The organism is Rhizobium sp. Root1334, from assembly GCF_001426665.1.
Taxonomy (GTDB): Bacteria; Pseudomonadota; Alphaproteobacteria; order Rhizobiales; family Rhizobiaceae; genus Pararhizobium.
The window spans coordinates 182,401-200,873 of record NZ_LMEY01000012.1; the positions used below are offsets into that span (position 1 = coordinate 182,401).

The window sequence follows — 18,473 nt, forward strand, 5'->3', positions numbered from 1 at the left end:
AGAATGGACAATGCAGCTATCGAGGAGATGTTTTCAGCCCTTGGCCCGGTCACGGTCAAACGCATGTTTGGCGGCAAGGGCATCTATTTCGAGGGGCGGATTCTGGCACTGGAGGTGAGCGGCGATATCCTGCTCAAGGCGGACACCGAGAGCGCCGGTGAATTCGAGGCGGCCGGCAGTTCGCAATGGAGTTATGACGGCAAGGGCAAACCGGTGAAGATGCCGTACTGGTCCGTTCCGGAGGAGGCTTTCGATGATCCTGACGAAATGGCTCGTTGGGTGCGGCTTGCCTATCAGGCAGCCTTGCGGGCTAAGAAATAGCCAGCGCCCGTAATGCCTTTACGGCATCCTGCGCAAACAGCGACAGAGGCTGTGGCAGGTCGTCAAGAGAGTACCAGCCGATGTCGGAGAGTTTGTCGGGTTCCGTCAACTGCGGTTCGCCGGAGAAATGCTCTGTCACATAAATCAGCGAAATCCAGTGCTGCCGGTCAGCCTCGATCCGTTGCTCGCTGTGGCAAAGAAACCGTGCCGAATGGATTTTCAGGCCGCTCTCTTCTTCCGCCTCACGGCGAGCGGCGTCGGCTGCCGGTTCCATATGATCGACCTTGCCACCGACAATGCCCCAGTGTCCTGCTTCCGGCGCCTTCAAGCGCCGGCAAAGCAAAAGCTTGCCGTCATTGATGACGGCAAGCCCTGATCCCACACCGGGAAAATCTATGCCTGGATATGCCATGCGATTGCTGTAAGGCTCAGGCCTTGCCGGCGATCAGCATGAAAGCCGGGATATCGTCGCCGAAACCGACCGGCGTCGGGCCGTCGTCCTGGTCGCGGCGATAACGGTTGCGGCGGTCGCGGTTGTCATCATTGGCAGGATACGGCTGGGGAGCAGGACGGTTGCTGTTACGGCCGGCATTCTGCGGTTTCGTTTCTGCCTTGCGTTCTGATCTCACAGGTTCTGCCTTTGCTACTACCGGTTCGAGAGGGGCTGCTACGACTGCCGGACTATCGTCTGCTTTGATGTCCGATTTGTGACTGGCCACAGACCGGGGCGCGTGATCACGCTCCCTGTCATTGCGGCGTCCGCCGCGCTTGCCATCACGGCCGCCGCGCTCGGATTTTCCACTGTCGTGGCTTTCCATCGGTGCGGGCAGCGCGGAAAGGTCGCCGTTCAGCCACTCGATGTTCTTGTCGATCAGCTTTTCGATTGCATCGACGAATTTCGTGTCGCGCTTTGAAACCAGAGTGAACGCGGCACCCGAGCGGCCAGCGCGGCCGGTGCGGCCGATACGGTGGACATAGTCTTCCGCATGGATCGGCACGTCAAAATTGAACACGTGGCTGACATCCGGAATGTCGAGGCCGCGTGCAGCAACGTCGGACGCAACCAGCAGCGTGATTGCATTGTCCTTGAAACCCGCAAGCATTTTCGTGCGTGAACTCTGATCCATATCGCCGTGCAGAGCGCCGACCGAGAAGCCGTGACGCGAAAGCGAGCGGTACAGGTCGGCAACATCCAGCTTGCGATTACAGAAGATGATGGCGTTCTTCAGGTCTTCCTGCTTCTGGATCAGATCGCGCAGAACGGCGCGCTTTTCGTAATCCTTGCTGTGAGTCGCGACCAAGCGTTGTGTCACGGTCGATGCCGTCGAGGAAGGCTTGGCCACCTCAATGCGCTCCGGATTCTGCAGGAACCGGTCGGCCAGTTTCTGAATTTCCGGCGGCATGGTGGCCGAGAAGAACAGGGTCTGGCGCGTGAACGGGATCAGCTTGGCGATGCGCTCGATGTCGGGAATGAAGCCCATGTCGAGCATGCGGTCGGCTTCATCGATGACCAGGATCTCGACGCCGGTCATCAGAAGCTTGCCGCGTTCGCAATGGTCGAGCAAGCGGCCTGGCGTGCAGATCAGCACGTCGGCGCCACGCTCAAGCTTGCGGTCCTGTTCATCGAAGGACACGCCGCCGATCAGCAAGGCGACATTCAGCTTGTGGTTCTTACCGTATTTCTCAAAGTTTTCAGCGACCTGGGCTGCCAGTTCGCGCGTCGGCTCCAAAATGAGCGTGCGCGGCATACGAGCGCGGGCGCGGCCCTTTTCCAGAAGCGTCAGCATCGGCAGCACGAAGGATGCCGTCTTACCCGTGCCCGTCTGGGCGATACCCAGAATATCACGCCGCTGCAGGGCCGGCGGAATCGCGCCTGCCTGGATCGGTGTGGGGATGGTGTAGCCCGCGTCTGTTACTGCGGTAAGAACTTTTTGGCTTAGGCCAAGGTCTGAAAAAGTGGTCAAAGGGAAATCTGTTTCCGTTCCGGTTCGGTCGAACACTGGTCAATCGGCGCATGCTTTAACTGCCGTCGCTGGGGCTCATAGTCCCATAGCCAAGCAAAGTCAAGAAAACCGGTGGTTTGCGCGATGAAAGAGTCAAAAATGGACTACCAACAACAGGATAGCAGCAAATTGCATCCTGTTGCGTCAAGAGCAGCAGCGCAGCTGCCAAGTTCAATTGATGTAGTGGCTGAGCTTAATGCCTGCCGTCAGGAAGCGCATCGGATCGACGGCCTCGCCATTCAAACGTACCTCGTAATGCAGGTGCGGACCAGTGGAACGGCCGGTGCTGCCGGAACGGGCAATGGCCTCGCCGGTGGTAATCTTGTCGCCGGCATTGACCAAAATGGTCGACAGATGCGCATAGCGGGTGGTGATGCCGTTGCCATGGTCGATTTCAACCATATTGCCGTAACCGCCGGTCTTGCCCGCAGTGATCACCGTGCCGGGAGCCGTTGCAAGGATGCGAGTTCCCGTCGGAGCCCGAAAATCGATGCCGGCATGTAGCGCCAACCGGCCAAGGAAGGGGTCGGGCCGATTGCCAAAGCTGCTGGTAATGTCGCTTGCCGGCGACGGATTGTTGAAAGGTAGCTTCCGTGCCTGGCTGCGAACACTTTCGAGGCGGGCAAGTGCGGTATCGAGCCCGACAAGAGAATCATCGAAGGCTTCGGCCGTTTCCGGCTCGACGAACGGACCGCCGATGGCATCCGCGTCTTCCGTGATGGGCGCGGAAGCTGCAACCTCGTCTGCGGCCACCTTTACACCGGTACGCGCAAGGATGGTCATGATGGCATCGGTGGCTTCCGATGCGCCTGCCGTGAGGTTATCGATACGAGCTTTCTGTTGCTGCTCGATATCCTTGAGCGACAAGGTTACCTTCGAAAACAGACGGTCGGCCCGGTCGGACATGCCTTCCCGTCCTTTCGGGGCGGATTGCGGCGCATAGGCAAGCGCCGTCTTCTGTTCTGCTGCCTTGCCACCCAGGCCCATCAATCGTTCAATAGCCTTGACGCCACCGCTGGCATCGGCCCGCTTTTCGTAGGCGAGGGGTGTTATCTCTGGCGGCTGAACGTCCTTCTCCGCGATCCCGGATTCCTCGGCACGGTCGAGCAATGTTCCAAGGCGGCCGTGGCGCGATGACAGCGCCATTTGTTGCTGCAGCAGCTTTTCGACCTTGTCTTCGACGACTTGCTGATCGAGGAGCTGGCGGCTGGTGACGCGGTCGACCTGCGCCCGCAAGGCGGCGATCCTGTCTTCATATTCGTACTGCATACGCGCCTGGCGCGCCATCGTGCCGCCGATCAGATCATCGCGCAGTACCAGATAGGACGTCGCGGCAAGATAGCCGATCGAAAAAACCGAGATGGCGCAGACCGAAAGTGCGGCCATCCATGGCTGAAAGGTCATGTGGCGAACCTTATCGCCGCTTGCCAGAATGATGATGTGTTTTTGCGCGCGCTTGCCGAAAACCTGGCTTTCCGTAGACACCAACTCACCCCCAACGCGTGCGATTCTGCCTGTCCTGATAGGCGCGATTAGACACTGTTAAGGTTAATAAAGCCTTGCCTGAGGGGTTTTGTGGTGACGTCTCAGGTGTTTACGGAGGCCGTCATCGACCGGTAGAAAGATGGCGTCAGGCCGGCTTCAGCGCGAGCGATGTCGTTGAATGGTGCTTTTAGAGGACCGCGAAAGTTGGCCCTGACCAAAGCCTGAAACGCGGCGGCTGGGTCTTTCTTCTGCCGGGCGCAGAGGAAACGGAACCATTTGGCGCCGACAGCCACATGGCCTTTTTCGTCCTCGTAGATCACGTCGAGCACCGCGGCGCTTTCCAGATCGCCGGCCTCCCGCATCTTCGCCTGCAGGGCCGGTGTCACGTCGAGACCGCGCGCCTCGAGAATCAGCGGCACCACCGCCAGCCGTGCCGTGAGGTCGTTGCGGGTGTCATGGGCTGCCTGCCAGAGCCCGTCATGGGCGGGCAGGTCGCCATAATCGGCGCCGAGCTGGCGCAGACGATCGCGCACCATGCGGAAATGCTTAGCCTCCTCGAAGGCCACCTTCATCCAGCCGTCGAAAAACGAATTCGGAACGGGTTCCGTGGCAAAGCGGGCGACGATATCAAGCGCCAGATCGACGGCATTGAGTTCGATATGGGCGATGGCGTGGAGGAGGGCGATCCGGCCTCGGTCCGTGGTCAGCGCGCGCTTTGGCATTTGTCTTGGCGGTATCAATTCCGGCTTTTCAGGCCGTCCGGGCCGGTCAGGCACGGTCACATCGAGCGGTGAGCGCAGCGACAGGGTTCTCTCACTCCAGCGGCGTGCCGTTTCCTGGGTCAAAAGTGTCTTGATATCCAGATCTGCGGCGCGGATCGCGCGAACTGCCCCATCACGCAGACTTCGGATCGCCGGAAGGCTTGTCATTGTCATGCCGTTTCGTTGGCAAGGTTTTTGGCGGCGGCCAGCACCTCTTCGGCATGACCGGCGACCTTCACCTTCGGCCAGATGCGGCGGATGACCCCATCCGGACCAATCAGCAGGGTTGTCCGCTCAACTCCCATATATTTGCGGCCGTACATGCTTTTTTCGACCCAGACGCCATAGCTGTTCAAGACTGCCAGATCTTCATCCGAGGCGAGGATGACGGAAAGATCATATTTCTTCGCGAATTTGTCGTGCTTCTTCACCGAATCGGGAGACATGCCAATCACCACCGCTCCAGCTGCCGAAAATTCACCCAGAAGCCCGCTAAAGGCGATCGATTCGGTGGTGCAGCCGCTGGTGTCATCCTTCGGGTAGAAGAAAAGTACGACCGATTGTCCCTTGAAATCCTTTAGCGAAACGGTTCCGCCGCCGTCGCGGGGCAGGGTAAAGTCTGGTGCGATTGCGCCTTCGGTCAGGTTCGCCATGGTTATTCCTTTTTTCTGGGGCATGTGCCGCAAAAGTTTGTCGCATGAGGCATATCCAATTGGAGCCCGGCCCGTCCAGCGCCGCAGGGACGGATGGATGTTTCGCGCACAGGGAAGATGCTTGGAACGGCAGACATCGTTTGCCCCGGGATCGTTCTTTAACTACTGTGTCACGGATGCAAAATGCCCAAAGACGCTTCGATACGCCCTTGGCATTCTCGAGCGATAACATGAGATAAATCAACCACGTACGACGTGCGTACGGCGTCATGGCATGGAGTCGCCTAATGCCGCGCGATGGAATCGCAGCAGATGGGAAATACCGCATGATTCTTTTTCACACTTCCGGAGGCCGCCGGCGCTGATGAATGAAATCCGCGGCGAAAAAGTATCGTTTCGCAAGGAAGACATTGTCGTTCTGCATTCCCTGCCATCGGCGCAGGCCCATGACCCATGTATCGTTCACGCACCGAACAAACGTGGGATTTCCCATTTCGTCTTCACCGTAACGTCAGTCGTTGCCGCGATTATTCTTCTGCTTGGTGCAGCGCTTGTGGGGGCCATTGAAGGTGGGTTTCTTGACGAGCCGTTGAATGCGCGGGCGCAGACCGCACTGAACTCAGCGCTCGGCAGCGGTTATCATGCCGAGGTCGGCAGTACGGTGTTGCGGGTGACGTCGAATGGTGCGCTGGCGCTGAAGGCGCGGGACGTGACTCTGGTGGATAACGCCTCCAGCAAGCGCCTGGTCACCACCAATTCCGTCTTTATCGAACTCAACCCACTGGCTTTGGTGACCGGTCGGGTTGCCGTTTCGCGGCTTGAGGCTGAAGGCGCGGTGCTTGACCCGTCGCTGCTGCCGCAGGGCAAGCCGATCGATCTGACGACCATTCGCATTGCCGATGTTGCCGGAGGGCTGGAGGTCGCTTTCGACCAGATAGACCGGATCTCGCAACTGATCGGCCACAGCAATACCGAAACCGTGCGCATCGCTGATTTGCGATTGTCGTTTGCCGGTCCTCGCCAGCGTATCGTCCCCGTCGTGGTGGAGGCCGTGGATTTCAAGCGCACAGCCGATGGCTCGATGCAGATTGACGGCGCCTTCTCTATCGACGGACAGTTATCGGAACTGCATCTTCGCGCCGACCGGCAAAACGGGCGGATCACGACGCTCGACGGTTCCGCCGCCGGTTTGCCCCTGTCGGCCTTCCTGCATCGCAATGATTCTGCGACGGAACTTGCCTTCGGGATCAGCAGCAGCGCCGATTTGACCATCAAGGCAACGCGCGGTGGTGAAAACACAACACCGACACTGCAGTTGAACGGTCGTACCAACGGTGGCGCATTCGATGCAGGCGGGTTCACATCCGAACTCAAGCCTTCCGAACTCAATGTCAGCTATGATTTCGCCCGCGAAAGAATCGAAATTCTGCCCTCGATGGTGCGTGTTGGCCGGTCGACTTTCCCGTTTACCGGCGCGATTGCCGATCTTGATCCGGCAGTTCTTGCCGGGAAAAAGGGCTTTTCAGTCGATCTCCTGTTGCAGGCCGCCAGTTCGTCGCCGGTCGATGTGTCCGAGGCGCCTCTGATATTCGATGCCAAGGCGCAGGGACGTTACCTGTCGGAAAGTCATCAGCTGGTGTTCGACGAACTGACGGTCGCAAGCGGGCTCGGGACGGCTGCGGGTTCGCTATCCATGACCTTCGGGAATGCCTCGCCACAGATCAGCTTTGCCCTCCTGACCAGCAAGATACAGGCTGCGGCCGTGAAACAGCTCTGGCCCTGGTGGGTGGGCAAGACAGCGCGGCGCTGGGTGATCAACAATATCTTCGGCGGCACGGTGACGGACGGCAAGATCGAGGTGTTCCTGCCGATGGGACGCATTACACGTACCGTCGGGCCTATCGACCTGAACGCCGAGGAACTAAGCGTTCAATTCAACATCGCCGATACGCGGGTCAATCTGGCCGGCGATATCCCGCCATTGCGCGATGCTGCCGGTGCCTTCAAGCTGAAGGGCGAGCGTATGGATGTGGAGATCCAGCGCGGAACGGCCTATTTTCCTTCGGGGCGCTCTGCCACGGTGAATGGTGGCAATTTCGTCATCCCCAATACCTACGAAAAACCGCTGATTGCCGAAATGAAACTTGATGTCGGGGGGCAGGCAGATGCAATCGCTGAACTTGTCAGTTACCGGCCGATTCTCGCGCTGCAGCGAACCCCTTTCAAGCCGGAGGATTTTTCCGGCGAGATGACAGCCGAGGTCGGTGCGCGGTTCGGTCTCGTCACCGCCCAGAAACCACCGCCGCCACAATGGCAGGTGCAGATGCAGCTGGATGGCGTGACCGTCAACAAACCGTTTGCCGGACGCGCCATCTCCGACATCAAGGGGACAATGCGGATCGACCCCAACCAGGCGGTGCTGGAGGCAAAAGCCGATATCGATGGCGGAGAGATGGATATTTCCGTCGTCGAGCCTGTCGGGGCTGGCAGCACGGTTTCGCGCAAGCGCGAGATTTCCGGAATGCTCAACGATGGCGAGCTTGCCAAGATGGCCCCCGGACTTGCCGGCATCATCAATGGACCTGTTGCGCTGGATATCTTGATCAACGACAACGACCGGCACACGGTTTCGGCCGATCTTGGTAATGCCTCCATTTCGCTTCCCTGGATCGGCTGGTCGAAAGGCGCAGGTATCGGCGCCAAGGCGACCTTTTCGGCATCCACAGCTGACGGCATCACGCAGATTGATGATCTGAAGCTGAACGGCGACGGCTTCGGCGCTGCGGGTTCACTCGTTCTCGACAAATCCGGTTTGAATTCCGGAGAGTTTTCCTCGGTTCAACTCTCCAAAGGCGATAACTATGCCGTCAACATCAAGCGCCAGAAAGGTGGCTTTGCCGTTGCCGTCAATGGCATGTCTGCCGATATGCGGCCGGTCATCGAAAGCCTGCGCAGCGGATCAGGCGATGGGGACGGAAATGGTGACAGCAAGCGGATAGCCATTAATGCAAACCTTCAACAGGTGACTGGCTTCCACTCCGAGACATTGTCGAATGTCAATCTGAGCTACGCGGCGAGGGGTAAGCAGATTGATGCCGTCGATCTGACGGCGGTCACCGACAGCGGTCAGGCCGTGGTCGCCAAGTTGACGAAAAATGGTGCTGATAACACGCTGGAACTGACCAGCGGCGATGCGGGCTCTCTGGCGCGGTTTGCCAATATCTACAGCAACATGCGTGGCGGTCTTTTGAACCTCAAGCTGCGAGATCGCGGCGGCAGTTCCTGGCGTGGCAACATCGATATCCGCAAGTTTTCGCTCGTCAACGAAGCACGGCTGCAATCCATCGTCTCCACACCGACCGGCGCTGATGGCAGAAGCCTCAACCAGGCGGTGAAGAAGAATATCGATGTCAGTTCGGCCCGCTTCGAACGCGGCTCCGCCAATGTGGCGCTCGACAACGGAACGATTGCAATCGACAGCGGGGTGGTGCGCGGGGTTGATGTCGGCGCCACGTTCCAGGGCACGGTGCGCGACGCAAATGGCAATATGGACATGACCGGAACATTCATGCCGGCCTACGGGCTCAACCGTTTGTTCGGGGAACTGCCGTTGATCGGCGTGCTCCTCGGCAATGGCAGGGATCGCGGCCTGCTCGGGATCACCTTCAAGCTGGTCGGCCCGTTCGCCAAACCGAACCTGACGATCAACCCCTTGTCGATCATTGCGCCCGGCGTGTTCCGCAGCATCTTCGAATTCCAATAAAAAAACCGGCGGGGTCACCGCCGGTTTGGGTTTCACTCGATGTCGCGCGTATTTCAAGCCGGACGGACGAGGATGTGCTTCTTCTTGCCGAGCGACAGCTTGATGACGCCATCTGCGGTGACGTCACCGGTGCCGATCACCTGGCGATCGTCGCCAACGACGGTATCGTTGAGGCGAACGGCACCGTCCTTGAGGAACTGCCGCACCTTGCCGTTGGACTCTGCCAGCCCGGCGCGCACGAACAGCGCGAGAACGCCGATTCCGGCTTCAAGTTCGGTCGCAGGCACATCGATGGATGGCAGGTTGGCGGCAAGAGCGCCTTCCTCAAAAGTCTTGCGGGCGGTCTCGGCTGCTTCTTCTGCCGCCGCACGTCCGTGCAATGTCGCGGTGATTTCAGTTGCCAGGATCTTCTTCACCTCGTTGATCTCGGTACCGGCCAACTGTGAGAGACGTGCGATTTCGCCCATCGGCAGCGTTGTGTAGAGCTTGAGGAAGCGCGACACGTCGGCGTCTTCGGTATTGCGCCAGTACTGCCAGAAGTCATAGGCCGACATCATGTCCGGGTTGAGCCAGATGGCGCCGTTGACCGATTTGCCCATCTTGGCGCCCGACGATGTGGTCAAAAGCGGCGATGTCAGTGCGTAAAGCTGCGGCGTTCCCATGCGGTGGCCGAGATCGATACCGTTGATGATGTTGCCCCACTGGTCGGAGCCGCCCATCTGCAGGCGGCAACCGGTGCGCTTGTAAAGTTCGACGAAATCGTAGGCCTGCAGGATCATGTAATTGAATTCGAGGAACGAAAGCGATTGCTCGCGGTCGAGCCTGGTCTTGACGCTGTCGAAGGCCAGCATGCGATTGACCGAAAAGTGGCGGCCGACATCGCGCAGGAACTCAAGGTAGTTGATGCCCAGCAGCCAGTCGGCATTGTTGATCATCAGGGCGTCTTTTGGCCCGTCGCCGTAGGTCAGGTAGTTGGAGAACACCGATTTGATACTGGCGATGTTGGAGGCGATGGTTTCTGGCGTCATCAGCTGACGCGCTTCGTCCTTGAAGGACGGGTCTCCGACCATGCCGGTGCCGCCGCCCATCAGCGAGATCGGCTGATGGCCGGTCGCCTGCATCCAGTGCAGCATCATGATCTGGATCAGGCCGCCGGCATGCAGGCTCGGCGCCGTCGGATCAAAGCCGATATAGGCCGTCACGGTTTCCTTGTTGAACAGCGCATCCAGTCCGGCATTGTCGGATGTCTGGTGGATGAAACCGCGTTCATGGAGGGTGTGAAGGAAATCGGACTTGAATTCGGACATGACCTGTCTCTTTCGGTGGGCTGCTTGGAGAAGAATGAGGACTTGCTGGATATTTGCGCGGCGTTTAGCACTGTTTGCTGAAAAGTGCACGTGTTTGCATTGTGAATGTTTTCTTTGGGGCTGAGTGCGGGATGACGCAGATGAAGACGGCGATCGGGCTGATGAGCGGAACCAGCATGGATGGCATCGACATTGCGCTCATTCGAACCGACGGCCGCGACCGGGTCGAGAGTGGTGCTGCCCTCGGGATATCCTATGACGCACAGTTTCGCGATCGCCTGAAACAGGCGCTGGAGGATGCCAAGCCGATACGCCAGCGCGGGGAGCGGCCTGGCACTCTTGCGAATGTCGAGCACGAGTTGACGTTACGTCATGCCGAGGCAGTGCGAATTTTTGTCAAGAAAAACAATCTGAAGCCTGCTGATATTGATGTGATCGGCTTTCATGGCCAGACAGTGCTGCATCGTCCTGACGATGCTTTGACGGTCCAGCTCGGCGACGGCGCGTTGCTGGCGCGCGAAACCGGCATGGCCGTTGTTCATGACATGCGTGCCGACGATATGGTTCATGGCGGACAGGGCGCGCCGCTGATCCCCGTTTATCATGCAGCACTCGCGGCCGGATTGCCGGGAGAATTCCGCTCCGACCGGCCGGTTGTGTTCGTCAATATCGGCGGCATCTCCAACCTGACTTTTGTCGGCACTGATGGGACCCTCGTTGCCTATGATAGCGGCCCGGGCAACACGCTGATCGACCAATGGGTCGAGGCGCATGCCGGAATTCCCTACGATCAGGGGGGCATGATCGCCAGCGAGGGACGTGTTCTGACCGGCCTGGCGGAACGCTACCTGGCAAATCGGTTTTTTTCCGGGACCAAGCGCCGCTCGCTCGATCGTAACGATTTTTCGCCTCCTGCCGGGACTGATGCGAACCTCGAGGACGGCGCCCGCACGCTTGCCTATGTCACGGCTGCCGCCATCCTCAGATCCGCGCAGCACCTGCCGGAACGGCCGGGCACCTATATCATCTGCGGCGGAGGGCGGTTGAACCCGATCATCATGCGCGATCTCGCCGACCTCGCGTTGCGCGATGAAGCGACGGTCGTTTCCGCCGAGGCTGCCGGCCTTGATGGCGATGCCATGGAGGCGGAGGCATGGGCCTATCTTGCCGTGCGCTCACTCAAAGGATTGCCGCTGACGTTTCCCGGTACGACGGGCGTAACTGAGCCGGTCACCGGCGGGGTCTTCAACGCCGCCGTGGGCTCGTCGCCATCGGTTTCCGATTAACGTTTCTTTTGCCCGGCATGGGTACCATTCATACGAATCTGCGATGCCTTTTCGGCATGGTGGAAGAGAACGCGCGGCGGGTGCGGACTCGAAACGGACGTAGAGATGAACGGCGCGCTTTTCCTCCTGACGGTCAACTTCCTGATAGCGCAACTTTTTTGCGTGTTTTTTCTCGTCATCTCCAGACGCAGCCGCATTCCCGCTGCCGGACGCTGGTTTGCGGTCGCCTTTGCTGTTGCATCGCTGTCCGCCGTTTTTGAAGTTGCCATCCGCTATGGTGATTTCGACCGCTTCGCCAGTTTCGGCGCTTTCAGTTCTCTGCTGATCGCACTCGTGATGATCCGCATCGGCATTGGCCGGCTCTACGCGGTTCCGTCAAACATCTGGGCGACAACTACGCTTCTGTGCACTGCACTTCCCCTCAACCTGATGATCTTCGACCTGCCACGAGGCACCTTTGTGCATTCGCTTGGCTACCAGGCGCCGTTTGCCATTGCGGAATTGATGTGCGCCGTTGCGATCTACCGGTCCGGGCGCCGCGAGACGGGCGACCGGATACTTATGGCCCTGCTGCTGATCACGGCCGGGAATTTTGCCAGCAGGGTCTATTTTGCCGTGATCTTCAGCGGCGGAAGCACGGCACAGGCCTATCTTGGCAGCACCTATGCGCTGGTTTCCCAGAGCATCAGTGCCGTTCTGGTCGTCTCCACCGGGCTGACATTGCTGGCCGTCATCGTGCTTGAAATCATGGACGACGCCAAGGCAAACTCGGAAATCGATCCTCTGTCAGGACTTTTGAACCGGCGCGGTTTCGATGGAAGAGTGAACCAGATTCTTGCGCGCCCCGTGTCCGCCTATCCCCATTGCGTGATCGTTTGTGATCTCGACCACTTCAAGTCGGTAAATGATACCTACGGACATGCCGCCGGCGATCAGGTCATCCTTGCCTTTGGCCGCATGCTCGCCGGACACGCTCCGCCGGAGGCGATTTGCGCACGTTTTGGCGGCGAGGAATTTGCCATCTTTTTGCCGTCCACCAGCATGGCCACGGGCTATCTCTTCGCCCAGGGACTGCGCAATACGTTCTCATCAATGGCGATCAGCGGATTGCCGGATACGGTTCGCCTCTCGGCCAGTTTTGGCGTTTGCGCGCTCGCAGCCCCGGGTGATTCGATCGCCGACGCAATCAAGGGGGCTGACGCGGCCCTCTACGATGCCAAGAAGGGCGGACGCAACCGGGTAAACCGTGCAGGCGCGTCCACGGCCAACAGCCCGCAGGAATGGCAGGCACAGGCCTGACTGTTTTATCAGGCAGGTGGGCGAGTCGTCTGCCGGGCGATCACCCGGCAGACTGGACAATCAGGCAATCACTTGAAACCGCGCCTTGCCTTCGTGCAGGAAGCACGCCTTGGAAAAAATTCCCGTGTCGAACCGGTTGGGCAGGCGAATGTCTTGCATGCCTGGCAGCGGCTTTTCGTCAGGCCGATACGCACGATCGATCTGTGATATAAAGGCCAGAATGATCCCGGCCTTTTCTGCGAAAGCCTGAAGTGCCGCGAGTTGCTGCGAAAGCTCGGGCTTGGTTCTGCGCTGATCGAGAATCTGCAGATAGTCGATGACGGCGACCGTTCCGCGGGGGGCATCGTCAAGATGACGGATCATGTAATCGGCGCAGATATCATCATCGGTGACGATTTCCACGAGTTCACCAAGGCCAGGTGTTTCGCCTTGCAGTGACCGGATGCGTTGCCGGGTCTCATGCTCGGTATATTCGAGAGTAAAGAAGATGCCCCTGCGGCCATCACGGATCGCATCGAGCAGGAGCTTTAATCCCAGTAGCGTTTTGCCATGTCCGGGCCGGGCTCCCAGCAGGATGATATCGCCATCGCAAAGCCGGGACAGGATGTTCGTTTCGCCGGAACTTTCTGCAATTTGCGCAGCAAGCAAGCTCCATCCGGCAAAACCCTCCTGGCTTGCAATGCGATCCAAGGCGGCATGCAGGGAAATTTTTTCATCGCGGGCCAAGAGCTTGGCGCGGCGTTTCAACTGGTAGACCGGGGTGGATAGCCTCATCACAAAACCTCCATTGCGAGCAGAAAACGCAATCCCTCCTTATGCGGCGCTCGAACAGATGGCTCGATGATGGAAATACCCCGTATGAACGATACTTCCCCGATTGGAGGGAGGAGGCGCGGGCCAAGCCTGTACCTCAATCAATATCGCGAGTCGGAAATGACAACAAGACGGAAGCGCAGTGTTGCCCGGGCTGAACCGGCGGTTCTGTAATGCAAAAAAAATGGCACCTTGCGACGCTTGAGGACGCAGGGTGCCATTTGAAAAACCTAGAGCCGGGGGATACCAGCTCTTTAAGCCGTTAGCGGATGCGCTTTGCCGCCGGTTCCGGTGTCAGTTCGCCGTTCAGGCGACGGTCGAGGTAGTCCTCGCATTCAGCCATCAGCGTATCGACCTGGCCGTTGAAGAAGTGGTTGGCACCTGGCACCGTCTTGTGGGTGATCAGGATGCCCTTCTGGGCCTTCAGCTTGTCAACGAGATTGTTGACGTCCTTTTCCGGCGCCACCTTGTCGAGATCGCCATTGATGATCAGGCCGGACGAGGGGCAGGGCGCAAGGAAAGAGAAGTCATAGGTGTTCGGCTGCGGCGCAATCGACATGAAGCCTTCGATTTCTGGACGGCGCATCAGAAGCTGCATGCCAATCCAGGCGCCGAAGGAATAGCCTGCGACCCAGCAGCTTTTCGAATCCGGGTGCATGCTTTGTACCCAGTCGAGTGCCGATGCGGCATCCGAGAGCTCGCCGGCGCCGTGGTCAAATTCGCCCTGGCTGCGGCCGATCGAGCGGAAATTGAACCGGAGTGTCGTGAAGCCGCGCTTCTGGAACATATAGAACAGCTGGTAGACGATCTGGTTGTTCATCGTGCCGCCAAACTGCGGATGCGGATGCAGGACGATGGCGATCGGGGCATTCTTCTGCTTGGACGGCTGGTAACGGCCTTCGAGGCGACCGGCCGGTCCGTTGAAGATGATTTCGGGCATTGGCTCTCCGGGCTTGATTCTGGTATTAAAAACCGGCTCAGCGCTGATGCAGTCTTGACGAAAGCAGTCAGCTTTTCTAAAACCAGTTTAGAACCATTCAAAACTTTGACACGGACTTTCCGTGGCGAGTGCTGTCTCTTACGGCAAGCGAAGCGAAAAATTCAAGGAAAATGCACCGGCCGCATGCCTTTACATGGCAGCCAGTTCATCTTTGGCAAGGGAATATGGGACAAGAGCGTATCTATATGGATTGGAATGCCACCGCGCCGCTCTTGCCGGCCGCGCGCGAGGCGTGCCTTGATGCGCTTGATCTGCCTGGAAACCCATCATCGGTGCATGGCGAAGGCCGTAAAATCCGCACATTGATCGAGAATGCCCGCCGTGATGTCGCAGCCCTTTGCGGTGCCGCTGCCGCCAGCGTGACCTTTACCAGTGGTGCTACGGAAGCGGCGAACTGGGTGCTGACGCCGGATTTCCGCATGGGCACGACGCCGCTAGCGATCGGCCATCTCTACATATCGGCGATCGAGCATCCGGCGGTTCGCGAAGGCGGGTGTTTCGGTAAAGCCAATGTCAGCGAAATTGCGGTGACGCCGGCAGGAACAATCGATCTGGCCGCCCTTGAGGCAGCCCTGGCCGTCCATGACCGGCAGTCCGGCCTGCCGATGGTTGCGGTGATGCTGGCCAACAACGAGACGGGCATTGTCCAGCCGATCGAAGGGGTGTCCCGCCTGGTCAAGACCGCCGGCGGCATCCTTGTCGTTGATGCGGTTCAAGCCGCGGGACGGTTGCCGCTGTCGATTGAGACGCTTGGTGCGGACTTCCTGATCATCTCATCGCATAAGATTGGCGGACCAAAAGGAGCCGGTGCTCTGGTGGCGCGCGGCGAAATCCTGATGCCTGCAGCGCTGATCCGTGGCGGCGGCCAGGAAAAGGGTCATCGTTCCGGAACTGAAAATCCCGCCGCGATTGCCGGGTTTGGTGCGGCAGCGCGGTTGGCGGCTGACAATCTGGAAGGCCGGATGACGGACGTTTCCGTGCTGCGCGACCGGCTGGAAGCCGCGATGATCGCAGCGGCACCCGATGTCATCATTCATGGCCGTGATGGCGTACGCATCGGCAATACCTGCTTCTTCACGTTGCCTGGATTGAAATCCGAGACCGGGCAGATTGCCTTCGATCTGGAGGGGGTGGCACTGTCTGCTGGCTCCGCCTGCTCGTCCGGTAAGGTCGGCCAGAGCTACGTTCTGTCGGCAATGGGGCACGATCCGCGCCATGGCGCGCTGCGGATTTCGATCGGTCCATCAACGACAGAGGTGGACATCGACCGGTGCGTGGAAGTCTTTACCAGGGTCGCATCGCGGCGCAGGCTTTCGGGGGCTGCGGCTTGACTCTGAATTAAATTGCGGAAATTGAATTTTCCGCTTGGCAAACGGGGTGAAAATGCCCCTTTAGCCCACTACATAGGCGATACAACGAACATAGTATCGTGCTGACAAGCTGCCGGACCTTGTATCCGGCGAGATTGGAGAACGACATGGCTGCCGTGCAGGAAACAATCGATCAGGTCGCCCTGATTGATGTGGACCAGTACAAATACGGGTTTGAGACGACGATCGAAATGGACAAGGCGCCCAAAGGCCTGTCCGAAGACATCATCCGCTTCATTTCGGCAAAGAAGAACGAACCGGACTGGATGCTCGAATGGCGTCTGGAGGCGTATCAGCGCTGGCTGACGCTGGAAGAGCCGACATGGGCGCGCGTCAACTATCCGAAGATCGATTTCAACGAGATTTACTTTTACGCCGCGCCGAAGAGCACGCCCGGCCCGACCTCGATCGATGATGTCGATCCCGAGCTTCTGCGGGTCTATGAAAAGCTCGGCATTCCCTTGCGCGAGCAGGAAATCCTCGCAGGCGTGAAGACGCCGCGCATCGCCGTCGATGCCGTGTTCGATTCCGTTTCGGTCGTGACGACCTTCAAGGAGGAGCTGAAGAAGGCCGGCGTGATCTTCATGTCGATCTCGGAAGCCATCCGCGAACATCCGGATCTGGTGAAGAAATATCTCGGTACTGTCGTTCCGACCACCGACAACTATTATGCGACGCTGAACAGCGCCGTCTTCACCGATGGTTCGTTCGTCTACATCCCCAAGGGCGTTCGCTGCCCGATGGAACTGTCGACCTATTTCCGTATCAACGAGAAGGGCACCGGCCAGTTCGAGCGCACGCTGATCATCGCGGAAGAGGGCGCCTATGTGTCCTATCTCGAAGGCTGCACGGCGCCGCAGCGCGACGAAAACCAGCTGCATGCGGCGGTCGTCGAGCTTGTTGCGCTTGACGATGCCGAGATCAAGTATTCCACCGTCCAGAACTGGTATCCGGGCGACAAGGAAGGCAAGGGCGGCATCTACAACTTCGTTACCAAGCGTGGCGATTGCCGCGGCAAGAACTCGAAGATTTCGTGGACGCAGGTCGAAACCGGCTCGGCGATCACCTGGAAGTATCCGTCTTGCATCCTGCGTGGCGATGGTTCTCGTGGCGAGTTCTACTCGATCGCCGTCTCCAACGGTCATCAGCAGATCGACAGCGGCACCAAGATGATCCATCTCGGCAAGAACACGTCGAGCCGCATCGTTTCCAAGGGCATTGCGGCCGGCTTCAGCCAGAACACCTATCGCGGCCAGGTCTCGACCCATCGCAAGGCGGAGAATGCGCGCAACTTCACCCAGTGCGACTCGCTCCTGATCGGCGACAAGTGCGGTGCGCATACCGTGCCCTATATCGAGGCGCGCAACTCCTCGGCTCAGTTCGAGCATGAGGCGACCACCTCGAAAATTTCCGAAGACCAGCTGTTCTACTGCCTGCAGCGGGGCATCCCGACGGAAGCGGCGATCGCACTGATCGTCAACGGCTTCGTCAAGGAAGTCATCCAAGAACTGCCGATGGAATTCGCGGTCGAAGCGCAGAAGCTCATCGGGATTTCGCTGGAAGGCTCGGTCGGTTAATCGCGACCCGCATTTTTGAACGTGGTGCGCCGATAGTCGCGCCAAAAATCTATTCGTTTCCCAAGAGGACGACGTAACATGCTTGAAATCAGAAACCTCCATGCCCGCATTGCCGAAGACGGTACCGAGATCATCCGTGGCCTGAACCTGACCGTGAAGGCCGGCGAAGTCGCTGCCATCATGGGGCCGAACGGCTCCGGAAAGTCGACGCTGTCCTATATCCTGTCGGGCCGCGAAGACTATGAAGTCACCGAAGGCGACATTCTTTACAACGGCGAGAGCATTCTTGAGCTCGACCCATCCGAGCGCGCTGCCAAGGGTATCTTCCTTGCCTTCCAGTATCCGGTCGAAATCCCCGGCGTTGCAACCATGCAGTTTCTCAAGGTCGCGCTCAACGAGCAACGCAAGTATCGCGGCGAAGACGAGCTTTCGACACCGGACTTCATCCGCCGGGTCAAGGATGCTGCGGCCAAGCTGCAGATCAACCCGGATATGCTCAAGCGTCCGCTCAACGTCGGTTTCTCCGGCGGCGAGAAGAAGCGCGCCGAAATCCTGCAGATGGCGCTGCTGGAGCCAAAGCTCTGCGTGCTCGACGAAACCGACAGCGGCCTCGACATCGATGCGCTGAAGATCGTTTCGGATGGTGTCAATGCGCTGCGTTCGCCGGATCGTGCGGTGATCGTCATCACCCACTACCAGCGCCTGCTCGAATACATCGTTCCCGATAGCGTCCACGTTCTCTACAAGGGCCAGATCATCAAGTCCGGCGACAAGTCGCTGGCGCTCGATCTCGAAGCCAATGGTTATGCCGACATCATTGATGCGGCTGCTTGAG

The 18,473-nt window shown here is 58.9% G+C and carries 15 protein-coding genes; 7 read left to right on the top strand and 8 right to left on the bottom strand.

The annotated features are described in order from the left end of the window. Positions 1-3: 3 nt before the first annotated feature. Complete coding sequence (locus tag ASD36_RS14940) at positions 4-321, top strand: TfoX/Sxy family protein (RefSeq protein WP_060505499.1); 318 nt, start codon at positions 4-6, stop codon at positions 319-321. Here the strand turns inward: ASD36_RS14940 and ASD36_RS14945 are convergent. The 5 genes from ASD36_RS14945 to ASD36_RS14965 form a co-directional block, all read right to left on the bottom strand. Next, positions 311-733: an NUDIX domain-containing protein gene (locus tag ASD36_RS14945; protein WP_060505498.1), complete on the bottom strand. Its 423-nt coding sequence runs from the start codon at positions 731-733 to the stop codon at positions 311-313. The two genes, ASD36_RS14940 and ASD36_RS14945, sit on opposite strands and share 11 nt — an antisense overlap. Before the next feature lie 16 nt (positions 734-749). Then, positions 750-2,285: a DEAD/DEAH box helicase gene (locus ASD36_RS14950; RefSeq protein ID WP_060505497.1), complete on the bottom strand. Its 1,536-nt coding sequence runs from the start codon at positions 2,283-2,285 to the stop codon at positions 750-752. Positions 2,286-2,495: 210 nt separating this feature from the next. Further along, the gene (locus tag ASD36_RS14955) at positions 2,496-3,812 is read right to left on the bottom strand and encodes a M23 family metallopeptidase (protein ID WP_060505496.1); all 1,317 of its coding nucleotides are present in this window, start codon (positions 3,810-3,812) and stop codon (positions 2,496-2,498) included. A gap of 98 nt (positions 3,813-3,910) precedes the next feature. Beyond that, entirely contained in the window at positions 3,911-4,738 is an 828-nt protein-coding gene (locus ASD36_RS14960) for a ferritin-like domain-containing protein (RefSeq protein ID WP_060505495.1), read from the bottom strand. Between the two features lie 2 nt (positions 4,739-4,740). After that, positions 4,741-5,223: a peroxiredoxin gene (locus ASD36_RS14965; protein WP_060505494.1), complete on the bottom strand. Its 483-nt coding sequence runs from the start codon at positions 5,221-5,223 to the stop codon at positions 4,741-4,743. A gap of 364 nt (positions 5,224-5,587) precedes the next feature. On the opposite strand from ASD36_RS14965, the gene ASD36_RS14970 reads away from it, so the two are divergent. After that, positions 5,588-8,986 carry a DUF3971 domain-containing protein gene (locus tag ASD36_RS14970; protein WP_060505493.1) on the top strand — a complete coding sequence of 1,133 codons (3,399 nt, stop codon included), beginning with the start codon at positions 5,588-5,590 and terminating at the stop codon, positions 8,984-8,986. A 53-nt stretch (positions 8,987-9,039) separates the two neighbouring features. On the opposite strand, the gene tyrS is transcribed toward ASD36_RS14970, so the two are convergent. Continuing rightward, positions 9,040-10,293 (bottom strand): tyrosine--tRNA ligase, encoded by a 1,254-nt coding sequence (tyrS, locus tag ASD36_RS14975; protein WP_060505492.1) that lies wholly within the window; start codon positions 10,291-10,293, stop codon positions 9,040-9,042. 131 nt (positions 10,294-10,424) lie between these two features. Between tyrS and ASD36_RS14980 the strand changes: the two genes are divergently transcribed. Together ASD36_RS14980 and ASD36_RS14985 are read left to right on the top strand one after the other, a co-directional pair. Next, positions 10,425-11,579: an anhydro-N-acetylmuramic acid kinase gene (locus ASD36_RS14980; RefSeq protein ID WP_060511020.1), complete on the top strand. Its 1,155-nt coding sequence runs from the start codon at positions 10,425-10,427 to the stop codon at positions 11,577-11,579. Between the two features lie 105 nt (positions 11,580-11,684). Continuing rightward, positions 11,685-12,878, top strand: a complete 1,194-nt coding sequence (locus ASD36_RS14985) for a GGDEF domain-containing protein (RefSeq protein ID WP_060505490.1) — start codon at positions 11,685-11,687, stop codon at positions 12,876-12,878. Positions 12,879-12,938: 60 nt separating this feature from the next. Here ASD36_RS14985 and ASD36_RS14990 read toward each other — a convergent pair whose 3' ends face one another. Continuing rightward, on the bottom strand, positions 12,939-13,652 hold the full coding sequence (locus ASD36_RS14990) for a DNA helicase (RefSeq protein ID WP_060505489.1): 714 nt from the start codon (positions 13,650-13,652) through the stop codon (positions 12,939-12,941). Between the two features lie 301 nt (positions 13,653-13,953). Next, a complete protein-coding gene (locus ASD36_RS14995; protein WP_037130387.1) occupies positions 13,954-14,631 on the bottom strand; it encodes an alpha/beta hydrolase in 678 nt (225 codons plus the stop codon). Positions 14,632-14,855: 224 nt separating this feature from the next. Between ASD36_RS14995 and ASD36_RS15000 the strand changes: the two genes are divergently transcribed. The 3 genes from ASD36_RS15000 (at position 14,856) to sufC (ending at position 18,472) form a co-directional block, all read left to right on the top strand. Beyond that, the gene (locus tag ASD36_RS15000) at positions 14,856-16,022 is read left to right on the top strand and encodes a cysteine desulfurase family protein (protein ID WP_060511022.1); all 1,167 of its coding nucleotides are present in this window, start codon (positions 14,856-14,858) and stop codon (positions 16,020-16,022) included. 146 nt (positions 16,023-16,168) lie between these two features. Then, positions 16,169-17,638: a Fe-S cluster assembly protein SufB gene (sufB, locus tag ASD36_RS15005; RefSeq protein WP_060505487.1), complete on the top strand. Its 1,470-nt coding sequence runs from the start codon at positions 16,169-16,171 to the stop codon at positions 17,636-17,638. Between the two features lie 78 nt (positions 17,639-17,716). Beyond that, positions 17,717-18,472 (top strand): Fe-S cluster assembly ATPase SufC, encoded by a 756-nt coding sequence (sufC, locus tag ASD36_RS15010; protein ID WP_060505486.1) that lies wholly within the window; start codon positions 17,717-17,719, stop codon positions 18,470-18,472. The last annotated feature ends 1 nt before the right edge of the window (position 18,473 follow it).

Excerpts from the sequence above, each read along its gene's own strand:
- ASD36_RS14940 (WP_060505499.1), top strand. The coding sequence starts at position 4 with ATGGACAATGCAGCTATCGAGGAGATGTTTTCAGCCCTTGGCCCGGTC.
- ASD36_RS14945 (WP_060505498.1), bottom strand. The coding sequence starts at position 733 with ATGGCATATCCAGGCATAGATTTTCCCGGTGTGGGATCAGGGCTTGCC.
- ASD36_RS14960 (WP_060505495.1), bottom strand. The coding sequence starts at position 4,738 with ATGACAAGCCTTCCGGCGATCCGAAGTCTGCGTGATGGGGCAGTTCGC.
- ASD36_RS14965 (WP_060505494.1), bottom strand. The coding sequence starts at position 5,223 with ATGGCGAACCTGACCGAAGGCGCAATCGCACCAGACTTTACCCTGCCC.
- ASD36_RS14970 (WP_060505493.1), top strand. The coding sequence starts at position 5,588 with ATGAATGAAATCCGCGGCGAAAAAGTATCGTTTCGCAAGGAAGACATT.
- tyrS (WP_060505492.1), bottom strand. The coding sequence starts at position 10,293 with ATGTCCGAATTCAAGTCCGATTTCCTTCACACCCTCCATGAACGCGGT.
- ASD36_RS14980 (WP_060511020.1), top strand. The coding sequence starts at position 10,425 with ATGACGCAGATGAAGACGGCGATCGGGCTGATGAGCGGAACCAGCATG.
- ASD36_RS14985 (WP_060505490.1), top strand. The coding sequence starts at position 11,685 with ATGAACGGCGCGCTTTTCCTCCTGACGGTCAACTTCCTGATAGCGCAA.
- ASD36_RS14990 (WP_060505489.1), bottom strand. The coding sequence starts at position 13,652 with ATGAGGCTATCCACCCCGGTCTACCAGTTGAAACGCCGCGCCAAGCTC.
- ASD36_RS14995 (WP_037130387.1), bottom strand. The coding sequence starts at position 14,631 with ATGCCCGAAATCATCTTCAACGGACCGGCCGGTCGCCTCGAAGGCCGT.
- ASD36_RS15000 (WP_060511022.1), top strand. The coding sequence starts at position 14,856 with ATGGGACAAGAGCGTATCTATATGGATTGGAATGCCACCGCGCCGCTC.
- sufB (WP_060505487.1), top strand. The coding sequence starts at position 16,169 with ATGGCTGCCGTGCAGGAAACAATCGATCAGGTCGCCCTGATTGATGTG.
- sufC (WP_060505486.1), top strand. The coding sequence starts at position 17,717 with ATGCTTGAAATCAGAAACCTCCATGCCCGCATTGCCGAAGACGGTACC.